This is a genomic window from Idiomarina sp. D18 (genome assembly GCF_057748155.1).
Window position 1 is genome coordinate 1530093 of sequence record NZ_CM173240.1, and the last position, 17881, is coordinate 1547973.

General features: G+C 48.2%; 19 protein-coding genes. 18 read left to right on the forward strand and 1 reads right to left on the reverse strand.

Translation table 11 applies throughout. The features are described 5' to 3' along the window. Window positions 1-7: 7 nt before the first annotated feature. From corC to AC3AP5_RS07550, 18 genes are all read left to right on the forward strand, one after another. Window positions 8-892 (forward strand): CNNM family magnesium/cobalt transport protein CorC, encoded by an 885-nt coding sequence (gene corC, locus AC3AP5_RS07465; protein WP_006955173.1) that lies wholly within the window; start codon window positions 8-10, stop codon window positions 890-892. After that, window positions 889-2469, forward strand: coding sequence for an apolipoprotein N-acyltransferase (gene lnt / locus AC3AP5_RS07470; RefSeq protein WP_487326414.1), 1581 nt, complete (start codon window positions 889-891; stop codon window positions 2467-2469). Before corC ends, lnt begins: the two co-directional genes overlap by 4 nt. 32 nt (window positions 2470-2501) lie before the next feature. Continuing rightward, window positions 2502-2699, forward strand: coding sequence for a hypothetical protein (locus tag AC3AP5_RS07475; RefSeq protein WP_348671236.1), 198 nt, complete (start codon window positions 2502-2504; stop codon window positions 2697-2699). Between the two features lie 59 nt (window positions 2700-2758). Next, complete coding sequence (leuS, locus tag AC3AP5_RS07480) at window positions 2759-5338, forward strand: leucine--tRNA ligase (RefSeq protein WP_487326415.1); 2580 nt, start codon at window positions 2759-2761, stop codon at window positions 5336-5338. Window position 5339: 1 nt separating this feature from the next. Then, the gene (locus AC3AP5_RS07485; protein WP_006955177.1) at window positions 5340-5843 is read left to right on the forward strand and encodes an LPS-assembly lipoprotein LptE; all 504 of its coding nucleotides are present in this window, start codon (window positions 5340-5342) and stop codon (window positions 5841-5843) included. Between the two features lie 2 nt (window positions 5844-5845). Beyond that, window positions 5846-6931 (forward strand): DNA polymerase III subunit delta, encoded by a 1086-nt coding sequence (holA, locus tag AC3AP5_RS07490; RefSeq protein WP_487326416.1) that lies wholly within the window; start codon window positions 5846-5848, stop codon window positions 6929-6931. Beyond that, entirely contained in the window at window positions 6900-7535 is a 636-nt protein-coding gene (nadD, locus tag AC3AP5_RS07495) for a nicotinate-nucleotide adenylyltransferase (protein WP_487326417.1), read from the forward strand. The genes holA and nadD overlap by 32 nt, the downstream gene beginning before the upstream one ends. Before the next feature lie 66 nt (window positions 7536-7601). Continuing rightward, window positions 7602-7922, forward strand: a complete 321-nt coding sequence (rsfS, locus tag AC3AP5_RS07500) for a ribosome silencing factor (protein WP_006955180.1) — start codon at window positions 7602-7604, stop codon at window positions 7920-7922. Then, window positions 7923-8393: a 23S rRNA (pseudouridine(1915)-N(3))-methyltransferase RlmH gene (gene rlmH, locus AC3AP5_RS07505; RefSeq protein WP_006955181.1), complete on the forward strand. Its 471-nt coding sequence runs from the start codon at window positions 7923-7925 to the stop codon at window positions 8391-8393. Between the two features lie 23 nt (window positions 8394-8416). Further along, window positions 8417-10309 carry a penicillin-binding protein 2 gene (gene mrdA, locus AC3AP5_RS07510; RefSeq protein ID WP_286681728.1) on the forward strand — a complete coding sequence of 631 codons (1893 nt, stop codon included), beginning with the start codon at window positions 8417-8419 and terminating at the stop codon, window positions 10307-10309. After that, window positions 10281-11420, forward strand: a complete 1140-nt coding sequence (gene rodA / locus AC3AP5_RS07515) for a rod shape-determining protein RodA (protein WP_207328210.1) — start codon at window positions 10281-10283, stop codon at window positions 11418-11420. Before mrdA ends, rodA begins: the two co-directional genes overlap by 29 nt. A 21-nt stretch (window positions 11421-11441) precedes the next feature. Beyond that, window positions 11442-12449: a lytic murein transglycosylase B gene (mltB, locus tag AC3AP5_RS07520; RefSeq protein WP_487326418.1), complete on the forward strand. Its 1008-nt coding sequence runs from the start codon at window positions 11442-11444 to the stop codon at window positions 12447-12449. Beyond that, window positions 12439-13248: a septal ring lytic transglycosylase RlpA family protein gene (locus AC3AP5_RS07525; RefSeq protein WP_272978173.1), complete on the forward strand. Its 810-nt coding sequence runs from the start codon at window positions 12439-12441 to the stop codon at window positions 13246-13248. Before mltB ends, AC3AP5_RS07525 begins: the two co-directional genes overlap by 11 nt. 38 nt (window positions 13249-13286) lie before the next feature. Continuing rightward, on the forward strand, window positions 13287-14453 hold the full coding sequence (locus tag AC3AP5_RS07530) for a D-alanyl-D-alanine carboxypeptidase family protein (RefSeq protein ID WP_006955186.1): 1167 nt from the start codon (window positions 13287-13289) through the stop codon (window positions 14451-14453). A 9-nt stretch (window positions 14454-14462) separates the two neighbouring features. Then, complete coding sequence (gene ybeD, locus AC3AP5_RS07535) at window positions 14463-14729, forward strand: DUF493 family protein YbeD (RefSeq protein ID WP_006955187.1); 267 nt, start codon at window positions 14463-14465, stop codon at window positions 14727-14729. Window positions 14730-14785: 56 nt separating this feature from the next. Beyond that, window positions 14786-15451 (forward strand): lipoyl(octanoyl) transferase LipB, encoded by a 666-nt coding sequence (gene lipB / locus AC3AP5_RS07540; RefSeq protein ID WP_040487720.1) that lies wholly within the window; start codon window positions 14786-14788, stop codon window positions 15449-15451. Continuing rightward, window positions 15435-16400: a lipoyl synthase gene (lipA, locus tag AC3AP5_RS07545; RefSeq protein WP_006955189.1), complete on the forward strand. Its 966-nt coding sequence runs from the start codon at window positions 15435-15437 to the stop codon at window positions 16398-16400. Before lipB ends, lipA begins: the two co-directional genes overlap by 17 nt. Beyond that, window positions 16397-16789, forward strand: coding sequence for an MAPEG family protein (locus AC3AP5_RS07550; protein WP_083773237.1), 393 nt, complete (start codon window positions 16397-16399; stop codon window positions 16787-16789). Before lipA ends, AC3AP5_RS07550 begins: the two co-directional genes overlap by 4 nt. Here AC3AP5_RS07550 and AC3AP5_RS07555 read toward each other — a convergent pair. After that, window positions 16721-17863: a hypothetical protein gene (locus AC3AP5_RS07555; RefSeq protein WP_487326419.1), complete on the reverse strand. Its 1143-nt coding sequence runs from the start codon at window positions 17861-17863 to the stop codon at window positions 16721-16723. The two genes, AC3AP5_RS07550 and AC3AP5_RS07555, sit on opposite strands and share 69 nt — an antisense overlap. Between the last annotated feature and the right edge of the window lie 18 nt (window positions 17864-17881).

Below are 17881 nucleotides of genomic sequence, written 5' to 3' on the forward strand. Positions count from 1 at the left end.
ACTCTGAATGAGCGACGACAATCCCCACTCAGCCAGCGGCTCTTCGCAAAAATCTTGGGCAGCCAAACTGTTACAGGTATTCGCTGGAGAGCCGAAAAGCCGAGAAGAACTTGTCGATTTAATTCAGGACGCTGAAGAGCGGGACCTGATCGATAACGATACGAAGGAAATGATCGAAGGTGTACTCGATGTCGCTGAACTTAAAGTGCGTGACATTATGATTCCTCGTTCGCAAATGGTGACCATTGATATTCACCAAAGCGTTGAGGAGTTCCTGCCTATCGTGATCGAATCACAACACAGCCGCTACCCCGTCGTCACCGACAATAAAGACCATGTCGAAGGGATTCTTCTAGCGAAGGATTTACTCAGTTACGGCTTTAATTTCACTGAAGACAGCTTCTCGTTATCCGAAGTCATGCGTCCAGCAGTCATTGTGCCAGAGAGCAAACGGGTTGATGTGTTGCTTAAAGAGTTTAGGTCTAACCGCTATCATATGGCGATCGTCGTCGACGAGTATGGTGGTGTATCGGGCTTGGTCACCATCGAGGATATCTTAGAAGAGATCGTGGGTGAGATCGAGGATGAAACCGATCACAATGATGACGATAAAGCCGATATTAAACGCTTAAGTGCATCTCGATACTCTGTTAAAGCACTCACTACCATTGAAGACTTTAATGACCATTTTAACAGCCAATTCGCTGACGATGAAATCGATACAGTGGGTGGTCTAGTGGCGCACGGCTTCGGTCACCTGCCACAACCCGGAGAGCAAATCACGCTATCTGGGTTCACATTTAAGGTCACCAGTGCGGACAAGCGTCGAATTCAACAATTACAGGTGACACCACCGACATCGGATACATATACCGAGGAATCGCAGGGGTGATCCACAAGCGGCTTGAAGCACTCAATCAGGTGGGTTGGTTGCGTCACATCGTACTGGTTTTACTGGGTACATCACTGACGTTTGCTTATTCACCTTACACGCTTACGTACTTGCCGCTGTTAGTACTGCCCTGCGTGGTGCTTCTTATAAAACCGCTCAAGCCTAAACAGGCGTTTAGAGCTGGCTTTTTCTTTGGTCTTGGTTGGTTAGGCGCCGGCTTAAGTTGGATTTTAGTCAGCATTGATACCTATGGTGGTATGCCGCTGATAGCAGATATCGCGGTACTCGGTTTGTTAATCGCTTATCTTGCGCTCTTCCCTGCGCTGGCTTTTTACAGCTGGCGTAAATTAAGTCTCAAAGTGCCTTACGCGTATTTTAGCTTGGTGTTGTTTTGGTTCCTATCCGAGTGGCTAAGAGGTTGGTTATTTACCGGCTTTCCGTGGTTACAGCTCGGCTATACGCAAACGGACGCTTGGCTGGGCGGTTTAGCATCGACTATCGGTCAGCGAGGCATTACTGCCGTACTGTGGTTTATAGCATTGTCTATCGCAGCGGCAGTCGTGGGGTCGCTACGGTGCCGAATTTACGCGGCACTGATGCTACTGGTGTTTTTTACCGCAAGTTATATACTGCCTAAATTGCAACCGTTGCACCGTACTGACACCAAAACATCTGTGTTATTGGTACAAGGCAATATTTCACAAACGCTTAAATGGCAGGCTGATCAGCAGTGGCCTAATATATTGCGTTACTTAGATCTTACCCGTCCGAACTACCAACACGATATTATCGTATGGCCAGAGTCCGCCATCACAGCACTTGAACCCTACGCAGATGACGTACTGAGCACCATTGATCAATCGGCGGCAATGAACGGCGCTGCATTAATATCCGGTATTATTGATTATCAAAGTACCCGTGATCAGTTCTACAACACGATGATTGTGTTGGGCGACGAATCGGGTATTGATGGATTTGATACGCCTTATCAGTATGGCAGCAGCAACCGTTACCAAAAGCACCACCTATTACCGATTGGCGAGTTTGTCCCTTTTGAGAATCTGTTGCGCCCTATCGCTCCGTTATTTAATTTGCCGATGTCATCGTTTCAACGCGGTGAATATATTCAACCTAACTTATTAGCCAACGGTCACCGCTTGGCAGCTGCCATCTGCTATGAAATTGTCTTTGCCGATCAGGTACGTGCGAACGTAAGCGCCGATACTGACTACCTAATTACTGTCAGCAACGATACTTGGTTTGGTGACTCTCATGGTCCTTGGCAACATATGCAAATCGCACGCATGCGTGCAATGGAACTCGGTCGACCGTTAATCCGCTCGACCAATAACGGCGTGAGTGCGATGACTGATGAACAAGGTCGCATCATCGCTATCGCGCCCCAATTTAAAGCGACAACGGTTTCTGCAGAACTTCCCGTGGTACACGGCACAACGTTATTTCAGCAATGGGGAAACTGGCCTGCTGACCTGCTTGCTGTATTGTCGTTACTACCTTTAATCAGGCTATTTAATCGCACTGACCGTGGTCAGTCGCAGGAAAAATCAGTACAATAATCGTGTTAATTGGGTAAATAGGAAAAGTAGTCATGGAAAACATTCTCGATGCCATTCTCTTTGCAGTTCTGGTTGCCTCTGGTGGACTCGGCCTCACCAGCTTAGCAATGTTCTTTTTAGCAGCACCAACCGATGATTCTGAAGTTCGCCAGCGCCAGCGTTTTGAATTTACGTTCTTTGGTGTGGCTGGCTTAGTCATCATGTTTGTAATGTGGTACGCCATTAGCTAATTCGAAGGCGGCTTTGCCGCCTGACTATGCAGTAACCAATATCGGATATAAAACGACCTATGCAAGAACAATACAACCCGTCCGCGATAGAACAAGCCATTCAGCAACGTTGGCAAGAAGATAAAGTGTTCGAAGTCACTGAACAGCCAGAGAAAGAGAAATTCTACTGTCTCTCGATGTTCCCGTACCCAAGCGGCAAGCTCCACATGGGTCACGTGCGTAACTACACGCTGGGTGATGTGGTCTCTCGCTATCAACGGATGCAAGGCAAGAACGTGCTTCAGCCGATGGGTTGGGATGCATTTGGTCTACCGGCAGAAAATGCCGCCATTCAAAATAAAACCGCGCCAGCCAAGTGGACATACCAAAACATCGAATATATGCGCGAGCAACTTAAGCGCTTAGGTTTTGGCTATGACTGGCAACGCGAAGTCGCCACTTGCTCACCCGAGTACTACCGCTGGGAGCAATGGTTCTTTACAAAGTTATATGAAAAGGGCTTGGTTTATAAAAAGAACGCCACCGTTAACTGGGATCCTGTTGACCAAACCGTACTTGCTAACGAACAAGTAATCGATGGTCGCGGTTGGCGCAGCGGTGCTAAAGTTGAACAAAAAGAAATTCCGCAGTGGTTTATCAAAATTACCGATTATGCAGATGAGTTGCTTGACGATTTAGACCAATTGGATGGTTGGCCAGAACAAGTTAAGGCGATGCAGCGTAACTGGATTGGTCGTTCTGAAGGCTTAGAAATTGAATTCAAAGTGGCCAACAGCGACCAGTCGCTGAGTGTCTACACCACCCGCCCTGATACGATTTATGGTGTTACTTACATGGGGCTAGCCGCACAGCATCCGCTCGCACGTGAAGCTGCAAAAAGTAACCCTGAACTCGCCGACTTTATCGAGCAGTGCAAAAATAGCAAAGTGGCTGAAGCAGATATCGCCACGATGGAAAAGCTCGGCATGGATACGGGGATCCGCGCGGTTCATCCAATGACCGGCGAAGAGATTCCCGTGTGGGTCGCTAACTTTGTTTTAATGGATTACGGTTCAGGTGCCGTTATGGCAGTGCCAGGTCACGATCAGCGTGATTGGGAGTTCGCGACCAAATATGAACTGCCTATCGTTCCTGTTATCGAGCCGTTTAGTGGCGAAGGTGATATTAAAGCCGCGGCGATTACCGAAAAAGGTAAAGTGATTAACTCAGGTGACTACAACGGCATGTCGTCACAGCAAGCCTTCGACGCGATTGCTGATTTGCTGGAGCAACGTGGCGTGGGTCAGCGTAGTGTGAATTACCGATTGCGCGACTGGGGTGTTTCTCGTCAACGGTACTGGGGGACACCTATCCCGATGCTGAATCTTGCCGATGGCGAATCAGTGCCCGTGCCAGAAGACCAACTACCGGTCCGCTTGCCTGAAGATGTCACAATGGACGGTGTTACATCGCCCATTAAAGCTGATCCTGAGTGGCGCAAAACAGAATATCAAGGACAACCGGCAGAACATGAAACCGATACTTTCGACACCTTTATGGAGTCGTCATGGTACTACGCGCGCTATTGCAGCGCACAAACGGATGACGCCATGCTCGATCCAGAAAAAGCCAACTATTGGCTCCCAGTGGATCAGTATATCGGCGGCATTGAGCACGCTATTTTGCACCTGTTGTATGCGCGTTTCTTCCACAAATTGCTACGTGACACAGGTCTCGTTGAATCCGATGAGCCGTTTAAGCGCCTGCTATGCCAAGGTATGGTATTGGCTGACAGTTTCTACCGTGAGGATGACAAAGGCGGCAAACAGTGGATTTCTCCGCTCGACGTTGAACTCGATAAAGACGACAAAGGTGCCGTAGTCTCAGCACGCCACAAAGCAGATGGTCAACCTGTCGAAATCGCGGGTATGAGCAAAATGTCAAAGTCGAAAAATAACGGTATCGACCCACAAACTATGGTCGAACGTTACGGCGCCGATACGGTTCGTTTATTTATGATGTTTGCCGCGCCACCTGAAATGACCTTGGAGTGGTCGGATTCAGGTGTCGAAGGTGCTCAACGTTTCTTGCGTCGTGTATGGAAATTAACCTATGACTTCATCGAAGCGGGTGGCTATCATCAAAGTGACGTTCAGCTCAATAAGGAGCATAAAGCACTGCGCCGCGAGCTTCACAAGACCATAGCCAAAGTGAGTGATGACATGGGTCGTCGTCAACACTTTAACACCGCAATTGCGGCAATCATGGAGCTACTTAATCACCTACAAAAGGCGCCTGTTGAGACTGAAGCCGACCGTGTCGTGATGGGTGAAGCGATTGATGCCATGATTCGTATGTTGGCACCGATTACACCGCATATTTGCGAGCATTTATGGGAGCAACTCGGTCATCAAGATAGCCTGATCGCTGCAGACTGGCCGAGTGTCGATGACAGTGCGTTGGTCGAAGAAGAAAAGCTCATTGTTGTTCAGGTCAATGGAAAAGTACGTGCCAAGCTGACCGTCGCTGCTAACGCGAGCGAAGAAGAAGTACAATCGCTCGTATTAGCCGATGAATCTGTACAAAAATACACCGATGGTAAAACCATTCGCAAGAAGATCTATGTGCCAGGCAAAATCTTCAATATTGTGGTGAGTTAATATGGCGTACCTACGACCAGTAACCGCTGTGTTATTAAGCCTGCTTTTTTTAGGCGGGCTTAATAGCTGTAGCTTCCAACTAAGAGATAGCTATCAGCTTCCTGCTAATCTTCAGGCCGTTCGACTCGATAGTATTGACTCATTAGAACTCGAGGCGAGCTTGACGCAACGGTTACTTACCGCAGGTATTCAGGTAGTAGATGGGGGCACAAGCAACTCCACCACTATCGTGCGTATACTTTCCGATCAGCTTGAACGCCGTACACTCTCTTTATTTGAAAGTGGACAAGTCGCGGAATATGAACTGATATACCAAATCAATTATCAGGTCATCCGTGATGGCGAAACCGAGTATAACGGCCAAGTCGAAGTTGCTCGCGACTACCAAGATGATCCGAACTTTGCTCTCGCCAAAACGCGAGAGCGTGAACTCTTGGTATCAGAAATGCGAGATGAAGCGACTCGCCGTTTAGTGCGTCAACTGATCTCAGAGTTCTCGGACTAACCATGCAAGCCATTTTCCCTGAACAGCTCGCGAGCAGTTTGCAACAACGCATTCCGCCTGTCATTTTGCTGTTTGGGGACGAGCTTCTGTTGCAGCAAGATTGCGACGAAATAATCCGCCACAGCCTCAATCAACAATTATCAAGTGCGCCGGAGTATCAGCGTTGGCGTGCCGATGCCGAATTTGATTGGGGTCAACTTTCCCTACAGCAACAATCAATGAGCCTATTTGGTAGCTTCACAGTACTCGATATTGAGTTGCCCGAAGCTAAACCCGGTAAACCGGGTTCAGATGCGTTAGTCGACTACGTTAAACAACCGAATCCTGACCAGTTGCTTATCTTAAAGGGCCCTCGGCTCAAAAAGGAACAACTCAATAGTCGCTGGTTCAAAGCGCTTGCAGCACAGGCACTGCAAGTTAAAATTTTCACCCCCAAACGCAGTCAGTTACCACGTTTTGTAATGCAACGCGCGCAGCGCCATCAACTGCAGTTATCACAAACAGCGGCTGAGGTTTTAAGTAACTGGTTTGAAGGCAATCTCTTTGCACTCGAACAAGAGTTTATCAAATGGTCATTGCTACCAAATTCACCACAAATAGACGAGAAGCAAATCTACGAGCGCGTCGCAGATAGCAGTCAATTTGATGTATTCGGATTACAAGAGAGCATTGCAGCACAGGATCTGAGTCAAGCAATTCATCGTTTGGAGCGGTTACTTGATAACGATATTGAACTGAATATTCTTAATTGGATGCTACAGCGCGAAGTGCAGATTATCAGCCAATTACATGTCAACGCGCAGCATGGATTGGATCACCAAACCGTATTTAAACAATTTGCAGTATGGAGCTCGCAACAGTCTGCCTACTCAGCACGTGCTAGCACCCACAGTGATAATTCCATCAAGCAAATGATTGCATTGGCAGAGCGCATTGAGCGTGCAATAAAAGGAGACCGCGACGAGCCACTTGATGTTCTGCTTTATCATCTCGTTGTGTTATTGTCCTCGCCCCAATTACCTGCGCCCATCAGCCAACAATTAGGTGTGTATAGTCATGTTGAGAGCGATTTTTGGCGGTACTTTTGATCCTATCCATTGTGGCCATCTTAATGCTGCAAAGGCGCTAGTCGAAGAGCTTAATTACGTTACTATTCATTTAATGCCCAACGCGGTACCACCGCACAGGCCCCAACCGCGTGCTAATGGCGCGCACCGTCTCGCCATGATCGAATGCGCTATCAGATCTCATGCACACATGTGTGCCGAACCTTTCGAGCTAAACCAAAACGGTCCGTCGTATACTGCCAAAACACTCGCCGCAATGCGTGAACACTACCCTAATGATACCCTGGCTTTTATTATGGGTATGGACTCGTTACTTACTTTTGACCAATGGTTTGAGTGGCAGTCCATCCTCGCTTGTGCTCACCTGGTTGTCCTGCCTCGCCCCGGTTATCAGCTCAGGACGGCTAACTCAACGGTGACTCAATTACTGCATGACCGACAAGTATCTTCGCCCGATGAACTCTATCAGGGTTCAAGTGGTCGTATTTATATTGCTAATACCACCCTGACTGATGTGTCATCAACTGCGGTTAGGGACGCTTTAGCATCAGGTGACAGTGCAGAAATACCATCTCAGGTAATGACATACATTCGTCATCACGGATTGTATTCAAGCCCATTGTGATGCTGTTTATAGCGCGATAATCTGATACACTCTAACTTTTGTCAAAGTCGATGGGAGTAATAAAACTTGCAAGTTGAACAACTGCGCGAATTTGTCATTGATAAAGTCGATGATTTAAAAGGACGTGACATTCAGGTCCTTGATGTGCATGGTAAAACGGACGTTGCTGATTACATGGTTATTTGTTCTGGCAACTCTAAAACACATGTTAAAAGTATTGCTGAATATGTTGCGACCCAAGCTAAACACGCAGGTATCCCTCCATTAGGTATCGAAGGTGGTGAGCAAAGCGAGTGGGTACTGGTTGACTTAGGTGACGTGGTGCTACACGTGATGCAAGAGTCTATACGCGACTTTTACCAACTTGAGAAGCTCTGGAGCCAATAAGTGCACATTCAGATGCTCGCTGTTGGTAATAAAATGCCAACCTGGGTTAGCAGCGGCTTTGAAGAATATCAAAAACGGTTTCCCCGTGACATGAGCTTGGATCTTGTCGAGATCACGCCTCAAAAGCGGGGAAAGAAGGCTGAGCTAGGTAAAATCAAAAGCCAAGAAGGTGAAGCCTTGCTAGCAGCGGTACCCAAAGGTCATCGTATCGTGACACTTGAGGTTCATGGCCGACCTTGGACCACACCACAATTAGCTCAGCAAATGGCGGGCTGGCAAATGGATGGTCGCAATGTGTCATTACTGATTGGTGGACCTGAGGGATTGTCAGATGCCTGCTTAGCAGCCGCCGAACAACGCTGGTCACTGTCACCGCTCACATTGCCTCACCCTATTGTACGCGTGATTGTCGCTGAAAGTTTGTACCGTGCATGGAGTCTTAATAATAATCACCCGTACCATCGGGAATAACGATATAAAGGTAATGAAGCTAAATGCGCACTCGTACGCCGATCAGAGATCATGATGCTGAATCCAGCCTGTTTGCTGGACGAGTGATTTTTGCGATTGTTGTTATTATCGGCTTATTCGCGGTTATTCTTGGTAACCTTTATCACTTACAAGTCGATGAATATAACGACTTGCAAACCCGTTCAAATGATAATCGTATCAAGCTCGTTCCAATCGCGCCGAATCGAGGCTTGATTTACGACCGTAATGGCACATTACTGGCTGAGAATTTACCCGTTTATAGCTTAGAAGTCATTCCTGAGGAAGTTACCGACCTCGAACAACAAGTTGCGCGTATTGCTAACTTACTGGAAATCCCACCTGAAGCGATTGAAGACTTTGAGCAGAATGTGAAAACTCAGCGTCGTTTCAATCATGTCACCGTACTCGATGATATGAACGAGCAACAAATTGCTCGCTTTGCTGCCAAACAACATAAGTTTCCCGGTTTTTCAATCGAAGCACGATTAGTACGCCACTACCCATTCGACGATCTGTTGACTCACGTCGTAGGTTATGTCGCTAAAATTAACCGTCGTGATGTGCAGCGCTTAGATGAGGAAGAACGTCTACCCAACTATGCGGCGAGTCGAACCATCGGTAAATTGGGTATCGAAAAATACTATGAAGAACAACTTCATGGTGAGGTGGGATATCGTAGCGTTGAAGTGAACAATCGTGGACGTGTAGTGCGTACGCTGAACACTGAGCCGCCCACACCGGGCTCAGATATTGTGCTCGAGCTGGATATCGAACTACAACGTAAAGCAACTGAAATACTGGGAGAAAATCGCGGTTCGATCATTCTGATGGACGCGCAAACGGGGGGCATTCTCGCGATGGCGAGCACCCCTAGTTACAATCCCAATTGGTTTGTTAGCGGCATTTCAGTCGATCGCTATCGTTCATTACTGAATTCCCGACACAGTCCTTTGCTGAATCGTGCAACCCAGGGCGGCTATCCGCCCGCCTCTACTATTAAACCTCAACTCGGATTACTAGGCTTACAATCAGGTGAGATTACACCGACGACTCGCATTTGGGACCCCGGTTGGTTTGAAATTAAAGGGGTCGACCGGCGCTACCGCGACTGGCTTGCTTGGGGTCATGGTTGGGTCAACGTCAGTAAAGCTATACGAGAGAGCTGCGATACATTTTATTATGATTTGGCTCTCAAACTCGGTGTCGATCAAATTTCTGACTTCATGCATCAGTTTGGCTTTGGCGAAAAAACCGGCATCGATATTGCTGAAGAAATTCCCGCGATTATGCCCAATAGCGGCTGGAAACGCGCCCGTTACGGTCAGCCATGGTATGCAGGAGAAACGCTATCGGTGGGTATTGGACAAAGTTATTGGACCGCTACACCAATGCAACTTGCAGCTGCAACGGGTGTGATGGCAAATAACGGTGAGTTCGTTATTCCGAGGTTGCTGCGAGGTTATGGAACGTTAGACGATATGCAGGTGGTAGAACCGAAATACAATCAGCCCGTACAAGTCGATAAACAAAGCTACTGGCAAGTGGTGCACGACGCCATGGTCGAAGTCACTTCCAGCATTCACGGAACCGCTCACTCAGCGTTTCGACATGCGCCGTACACATCCGCAGGTAAAACCGGAACGGCACAAGTTGTTAACTTGGGTGAAGACGAGGAATATGTTGCAGAAGAGGTCGCCGAAAAATATCGCGATAATGCAATGTATGTAGGCTACGCACCGGCTGAATCACCTGAAGTTGTCATCGCTGTTGCAATTGAAAACGTGGTTGGGGGTGGCGGTAGCATTGCCGCTCCAGCCGCTCGTCGACTATTAGATACATGGCATAAGCGCTATCATCCTGAGCAATATGAGGAGGTCGAAAGTGCTAACGACTGAAGAACGTCAGCGTCACCCGTTGCTCAAAAAGCTACACTTGGATGGCCCTTTACTACTCGGCTTACTGAGCCTCTGCATCGCCAGTCTGTTTATCGTCTACTCGGCAAGTGGGCAAAACATGGATATGGTCGTACGACAGGCTATTCGTATTGGTGCTGCGTTGGCCACCCTTTTCGTCGTCGCGCAACTGCCACCACGATTCTACGAACGTATCTCACCGTTAATTTATGGATTAGGCGTATTGTTGCTCATCGCCGTATTATTGGTTGGCGAAGTCGGCAAAGGCGCCCAACGTTGGCTCGATCTCGGTCCTGTGACGATTCAACCCTCAGAAATTATGAAGTTAGCGATGCCGCTGATGATTGCGTGGTTCATCAATCAACGCGCCCTGCCGCCGCGCTTGTTAAGAATAGCCGCAGCGCTCGCATTGGTGTTGTTACCGACCCTTCTGATTGCTAAGCAGCCTGATTTAGGTACCTCGTTGTTAGTCGCAAGCGCCGGACTTTTCGTTATCTTCTTTGCCGGTTTGAGTTGGCGCTTAATTGTCTTTGCCGTCATGCTCATACTAGCCTTCCTACCCGTTTTGTGGATCTACTTAATGCATGACTATCAGCGTCAGCGGGTACTCACTTTTCTAAACCCAGAGCTCGACCCCTTAGGTTCCGGATATCATATTATCCAATCCAAAATAGCCATTGGCTCCGGTGGCATTGATGGCAAAGGCTGGCTCCATGGCACTCAATCTCAACTTGAGTTTTTACCCGAGCGTCACACCGATTTCATCTTTTCCGTCATTAGTGAGGAATTCGGGCTCATCGGCGTCACCTTATTGCTGGCACTCTATACCTTTGTCATTATTCGTGGGTTAATCATCGCGTTAAGAACACAAGATATGTTCGCTAAACTCCTCGCAGCATCGCTGACTCTGACATTTTTTGTGTATGTTTTTGTAAATATTGGTATGGTTTCTGGATTACTTCCCGTTGTCGGGGTACCGTTGCCGCTAATCAGTTATGGTGGCACATCCATGGTAACCTTGATGGCTGGTTTTGGGATTATTATGTCAGCGGCAACCCATCATAGGCTTGTAATCCGCGATGGCTATCAATAGTAACGATTATGTAGGTGCAGTATGATTAAATCAGCGATAATAACCTCCTCCATCATGTTGGCCGCGCTTAGCGGACCATTCGCGAGCGCGCAAACGCAACGCACCGAAACTGAAGCACAACAACGAATCGATGCCTTTGTGAGCGAACAAAGTGAGGCATTAGGAATCGCGCCGGAAAAGCTACAGCAGTGGTTAGCTAAGGCGCGACGTAACGAGGATGTGCTCGCTGCCATCCAAAAGCCATGGGAGGCTAAACCTTGGTATCAATACTACCCTATTTTCCTGACCGATAAGCGCCGTGCCGCGGGTGTCCGGTTCTGGCAAGCTCATCAAGATGAGCTAGAGCGTGCAGCACAGAAGTTTGGTGTACCCGAGCGCATTATTGTTGCCATTATCGGTATCGAGACCTTCTATGGTGAGTACTTAGGGAAATATTCCGTTTTAGATACCTTATATACCCTTGGTTTTTATTATCCGCCACGGAGTTCATTCTTTTCATCGGAACTCGCCGAATACTTTAGTTTAGCCGCCGAGCAAGGTTGGGATGTTACAGAGCCCGTGGGATCTTATGCCGGTGCCATGGGGTATGGTCAATTTATCTCATCCAGCTACCGACACTATGCTGTCGACTTCGATAATGACGGTAAGCGCGATTTAATTAACAGCACCACCGATGCGATTGGCAGCGTGGCAAACTATTTTGCGGAACACCGCTGGCAAGCCGGCGCACCGGTCGCCCACCAACCTGAGCAAAATCAAGATTGGGCAGCGGTTGCCTCAAAAGGTATGAAACCTGATACCACGATTGGTCAGTTGCGCCGTCAAGGCTATCAAATCGACAGCCAATACGCTGATGACCTTGCCGTTAAAGTGCTGGCTTTTGAAACCGAAACAGGTCATGAATACTGGTTAGGCTTTGACAATTTTTACAGCATTACACGCTACAACCACAGCCCACTATACGCTATGGTCGCTTATCAATTGAGCGAACAAATTGCCTCTGCTTATGAACATCAAAATGACTCATAAAATGGTGCGTTTAGGCGCTTCGCTGGTCAGTTGTGTAGTGCTATTGCAGGGCTGTAGCTCGCAGCCCTCAGGTCGTTACCAACAAGCACACGATAGTGCACCAACACGCATCCCTACCGCTACGGAGTTGCAAAGTGCGACACCGGTACAGGAGCCTTTAAGTCGACAAGGTAACCAAGATTATCAAGTCAATGGCGTGTTTTACGATGTAATGGAAAGCGCTGAGGGTTATTCAGAGACAGGTATCGCTTCGTGGTATGGCAATAAGTTTCATGGTCACCTCACATCTAATGGCGAATACTATGATATGTACAGTATGACTGCCGCCCATACCCGGTTACCACTGCCAACCTACGTAAGAGTGACAAACTTGAATAACCAACGACAGGTGATCGTAAGAGTCAACGATCGTGGCCCATTTCACTCCGATCGACTCATCGATTTATCATTTGCGGCTGCCTATAAACTGGACATCGTAGGTCACGGCACAGCACCGGTTAAAGTTGAAGCCATTGAGTTTTTATCGCCCGCCGTTGAACATCGCTATTATGTCCAACTATTCGCCAGCGAAGATGCGCAAAAAATATCGACCTTACGCGACCAGTTACCAAAAAATTGGCAAGCACATGCAACTACTCAGTCAAACGAGAGTCTACATAAGCTACTTTTAGGACCTTTGCCACAAGTTGAAGCCAATAAATGGTTACAGCAAGTTAGGGCGAAGGGTTTTCCTAACGCATTTAGAGTTAAAATTACCGCGAATAGTGCGGAAGCAACTGACTCGAACAATCAAAATTGATATAATCCACACACATAAAAGATGTTAAAGCGATAACCATGAAGATAGTTAACAAGATGATAAAACCACTCGTCACACTCGTTGCTGTGTTTTCCTTTGGTGTTGCAAGTGCTCAGTCGCTTGTCCCGAATCCTCCTCAGGTCAACGCTAAGGCGTATATTCTGATTGACCACAAAACAGGTAAAGTACTTGCCGAAGGTAACGCAGATGAGAGCCTGCCGCCCGCGAGTCTGACCAAGATGATGACAAGCTATATTATCGGTAAAGAAATTCAAGCTGGTCGTATTAGTAATTCGGACATGGTCACTATCAGCGAAAATGCTTGGGCAAAAAATTTCCCCGAATCATCGAAGATGTTCATCGAAGTAGGTACTGAGGTCAGTGTGTCGGACCTTAACCACGGTATTATCATTTCGTCTGGTAACGACGCCTGTGTCGCCATGGCAGAGTACATTGCCGGTAGCGAAGGTGCTTTTGCAGATTTAATGAATACGTACGCGCAAGAAGTCGGTATGACCAGCAGTCATTTTGCTAACAGTCATGGTTTACCCGATCCGGAACAGTATGTTTCGGCACGCGATATGAGTAAATTGGCGAGCGCACTTATCAATGAGACGCCCGAAGAGTATAAAATATACTCTCAAAAATCGTATACTTATAACAACATAAAGCAATACAACCGAAACGCGTTGTTGTGGGACCGAAGCATGAATGTCGATGGCATTAAGACAGGTCACACCAGCGAAGCTGGCTATAGTTTAGTGACGTCTGCGGTGGACGGCGATACTCGACTGATTTCAGTAGTCATCGGTACCGGTAGCGAACAAGCACGTAAAATTGAAAGCAAAAAATTACTTAACTACGGCTTCCGTTATTATGAAACGGTTACTGCGTATGAAGCCGGTGAGAGTTTCGTATCTCAACGAATTTGGGGTGGAGACAAAGACCAGGTCGAGTTAGGTATTAGCGAAGATGTTGTTATCACGCTGCCGCGTGGTCAACGCGACAAATTAAAAGCAAACTTTGAACTCAATCAAGAGTTAGAAGCACCATTGCAGAAAGGCGAACACGTCGGCACGGTCTACCTTCAACTTGAAGGTGAAGATGTCGCTTCTTTCCCACTCGTTACATTGCAAAGTGTCGAGGAAGGCGGTTTCTTTAAGCGCGCAATGGACTATATTAAACGTAAGTTCTCTGAGGAATAAGCAATCCGTATGCAAAAAACTCGTTTTGATCAGCTAGTCGACTTTCCGTGTCACTTTACCTTTAAGGTGATGGGCGTAGCTACGGCCACGCTTCCTGATCAAGTCGTTGAAGTATTACAGCAGCATGCACCGGGGGACTACAGTCCCTCGGTCAAGCCGAGTAGCAAAGGCAACTACCATTCCGTTTCGGTTTCGGTTCGTGTCGAGAGTCAGGAACATATCGAAATTCTCTACCGTTCTCTAGCTGACATTGAAGATGTCCGCTATGTGCTATAACTGCTCGTAATAAAGCAACGCTAGCCGCCACAAGCGCATCTCGTTATAATAGGTCGATGATGGATAAAATTATTGTTCGTGACTTGGGTCGTCAGGCTTATGAGCCGATTTGGCGGGCCATGCAATCATTCACCGATACGCGTGACGATTCAACGCCCGATGAGCTATGGATAGTTGAACATTCGCCAGTATTTACCCAAGGACAGGCAGGTAAAGAAGAGCACTTACTCGCGCCGGGTGATATTCCCGTTGTTCCGGTCGATAGAGGTGGCCAAGTGACCTACCATGGTCCGGGGCAACTGGTGGTTTATTTTATGCTTAATATACGACGTCTCAGCCTCGGTGTTCGACAGCTCGTGAACGAGATCGAGAATACCATCGTCGACGTATTAAACGATTACGGAATTGAAGCCGCACCGCGCCGCGACGCGCCGGGTGTTTATGTGGACGGAGATAAAGTCTGTTCACTCGGTTTACGCATCCGTAAAGGGTGTTCTTTTCATGGCTTGGCGTTAAACGTCAATATGGACATGGAACCCTTTAGCCGCATCAACCCGTGTGGGTTGACCGGTATAAAAATGATTCAAACGGCGGACTTAGGCGGTCCGCAGAGCTTCGAAGAAGCAGCAGAGAGGGTAACGCAACGCTTTATCGAACGTGTTGGCTACCGAAATACTCAATCGGAAACAGGACTTGCAGAAGCTTATGTCAAAGCCAGTTAGAGTGGAACCCGGCGTTAAAATGCGCGACGCCGACAAAATGGCACTTATTCCTGTTCAGATCGTTCCGACTGAACGTGACCAAATGTTACGCAAACCTTCATGGCTGAAGGTTAAGTTGCCGTCAAACACGCAACGTATTGATGAAATCAAACAAGCCATGCGTAGCCACGGCTTACATTCGGTATGTGAAGAGGCATCGTGCCCTAACCTACCCGAGTGTTTTAACCATGGTACAGCAAGCTTTATGATCCTAGGTGATATCTGTACACGTCGCTGTCCATTCTGTGATGTTGCGCACGGTCGTCCATTACCACCCGATCCTGAAGAGGCGGTAAAACTCGGTAAGACTATCCATGACATGGGCGTAAAGTACGTTGTAATTACGTCAGTTGACCGTGACGATCTGCGTGATGGTGGTGCCCAACACTTTGCCGACTGTGTCCGTGAAATTCGTAAGTATACCCCAGAAATTCAGGTCGAGATCTTGGTGCCTGACTTCCGTGGACGTATGAAAGTTGCGTTGGACATCTTGTCCGGCGAAGCGCCTGATGTATTCAACCACAACTTAGAGACGGTTCCGCGCTTGTACAAAGCGGCGCGCCCCGGCGCAAACTATCAGTGGTCATTGGACTTGCTGAAGAAGTACAAGGAAGCACGTCCAGATGTGCGCACTAAGTCGGGTCTCATGGTTGGCTTGGGTGAAACCAAAGAAGAGATCTTAGAGGTCATGCGTGACTTACGTGCTCATGACTGCGATATGCTGACAATTGGTCAATATCTGCAACCTAGCCGTCACCATATTCCGGTCGCTCGTTACGTACACCCTGACGAGTTTGAAGAACTCCGTGTCGCGGGCGTAGAAATGGGCTTTAGCCATATCGCCAGTGGACCTTTGGTACGTTCATCCTACCATGCTGACCTACAAGCAGCCGGTGAAACTGTACGATGAGCACACTGCTGTGGTGCTTGTTAATCGCAGGTGTCTTACCCGTATTGGCTAAGGCACCTGTGGTGTTTTTCCAAAATCGGGCGAACGGGTATGACAACCATCATCCGCGCGCCCAGCAATCTCGACTCACCGGCATTGGCGCCCGAGCTGTCGCCGCTCACTATAATGCTTACGAAGCGTTTCCGCTTTACGCAGCCGCTGTACTGGCTAATCTCGCCAGTGAACAAATCAGTCCCCACGCAACGGGGCTGGCAGTGAGCTTTATTGTGCTTCGTATCGCCTACAATATTCTTTACTTACTCAATTGGGACAAATTGCGTTCACTCGTTTGGTTTTTCGCCTTTTTGTGCCCCATTTTGATGTTGGCTCAACTCGCCATCATGCAGTAACGCCGGCTGCTGTAAAAGATTATATAAGTCAGGCCACACCCCTGACTGATGACGTTCCATCAAAGTTTCCTGCGCTAAGGGTTTCCACGCATAGCGTCCCGGAACTGCCGCACAGGTTTGCGCAGCATATAGACCAACTGCATCTGCACTGCTCGAACCTAGCTGCCACTGATCCTCCCCCAACGGGCGTGCTAATTTGCGCCAGTCACTTATGTACGAAGACCAAGGTAAGCGACGCCATAACGCTTGCAGCTCAGAACTGCTCATTGTTGGCTTTTCAGTGACCACGATATTGACCGGTTGCTGAGCATAACGCCCCATACAAAAATTACGGGCATAAGGCATGCGCATCGCATATTCATCCGCAAAACCTAGCCAGTGCGCCCATTCATGTCGAATAACCTCAGGCGTTGCACTTTGTCCAAGCACCATTGTATTAGGACGAGTGTAGGAGCGACCCGCCTGAGCTAATAGTATTTTTCCAGTGTCTCCTGTCAAACCGATCTCATCACATACTGCTTGTTGGCTATCAGTCACTGAGCAATGCTGTTTAGGTCTATGTTGCCAGGCGAAACATACCTGGCCTGCACTCGATTCACTCTGTATACCACTGATAGCTTCAAGCAAGGCAACATAACGCGCTTTACTGGCGTTAGAACGCGCGACTACGGGCACCACCCTGGTACACGAGGGTGCATTTTTAGAGGCAATAAGTGCGCTCGCTCCACCAGAAAGTTCAGACTGACCAAAGCGCGAATACCAATCTGGCCAAGTTATCGTGGGATCATTTAATGCTAACTCAGCTAACTGCGCAGTAGCGTGCTCATCGCCCTGCTCCGCAGCAATATTGAGCCAACGCTTAGAATGTTGCGGAAATTTGGACTGGAGGCGTTCAAGCGCCTTTTTCGAGCCATTTTGAGCCGCTCGTTGCCACCATATCAGTGCCGCACTGACACGTTGTTGCTGCTGATATACTTCGCCCACCTCAAACTGGGCATTGGCGTCTCCGTGAAGCGCTGCGGCCCAACGCAGTTGGGTTGATGTCGGTTGAGAATCTTTGGAGATTAGGGTCACCCCTAGGGCGACCCCTAG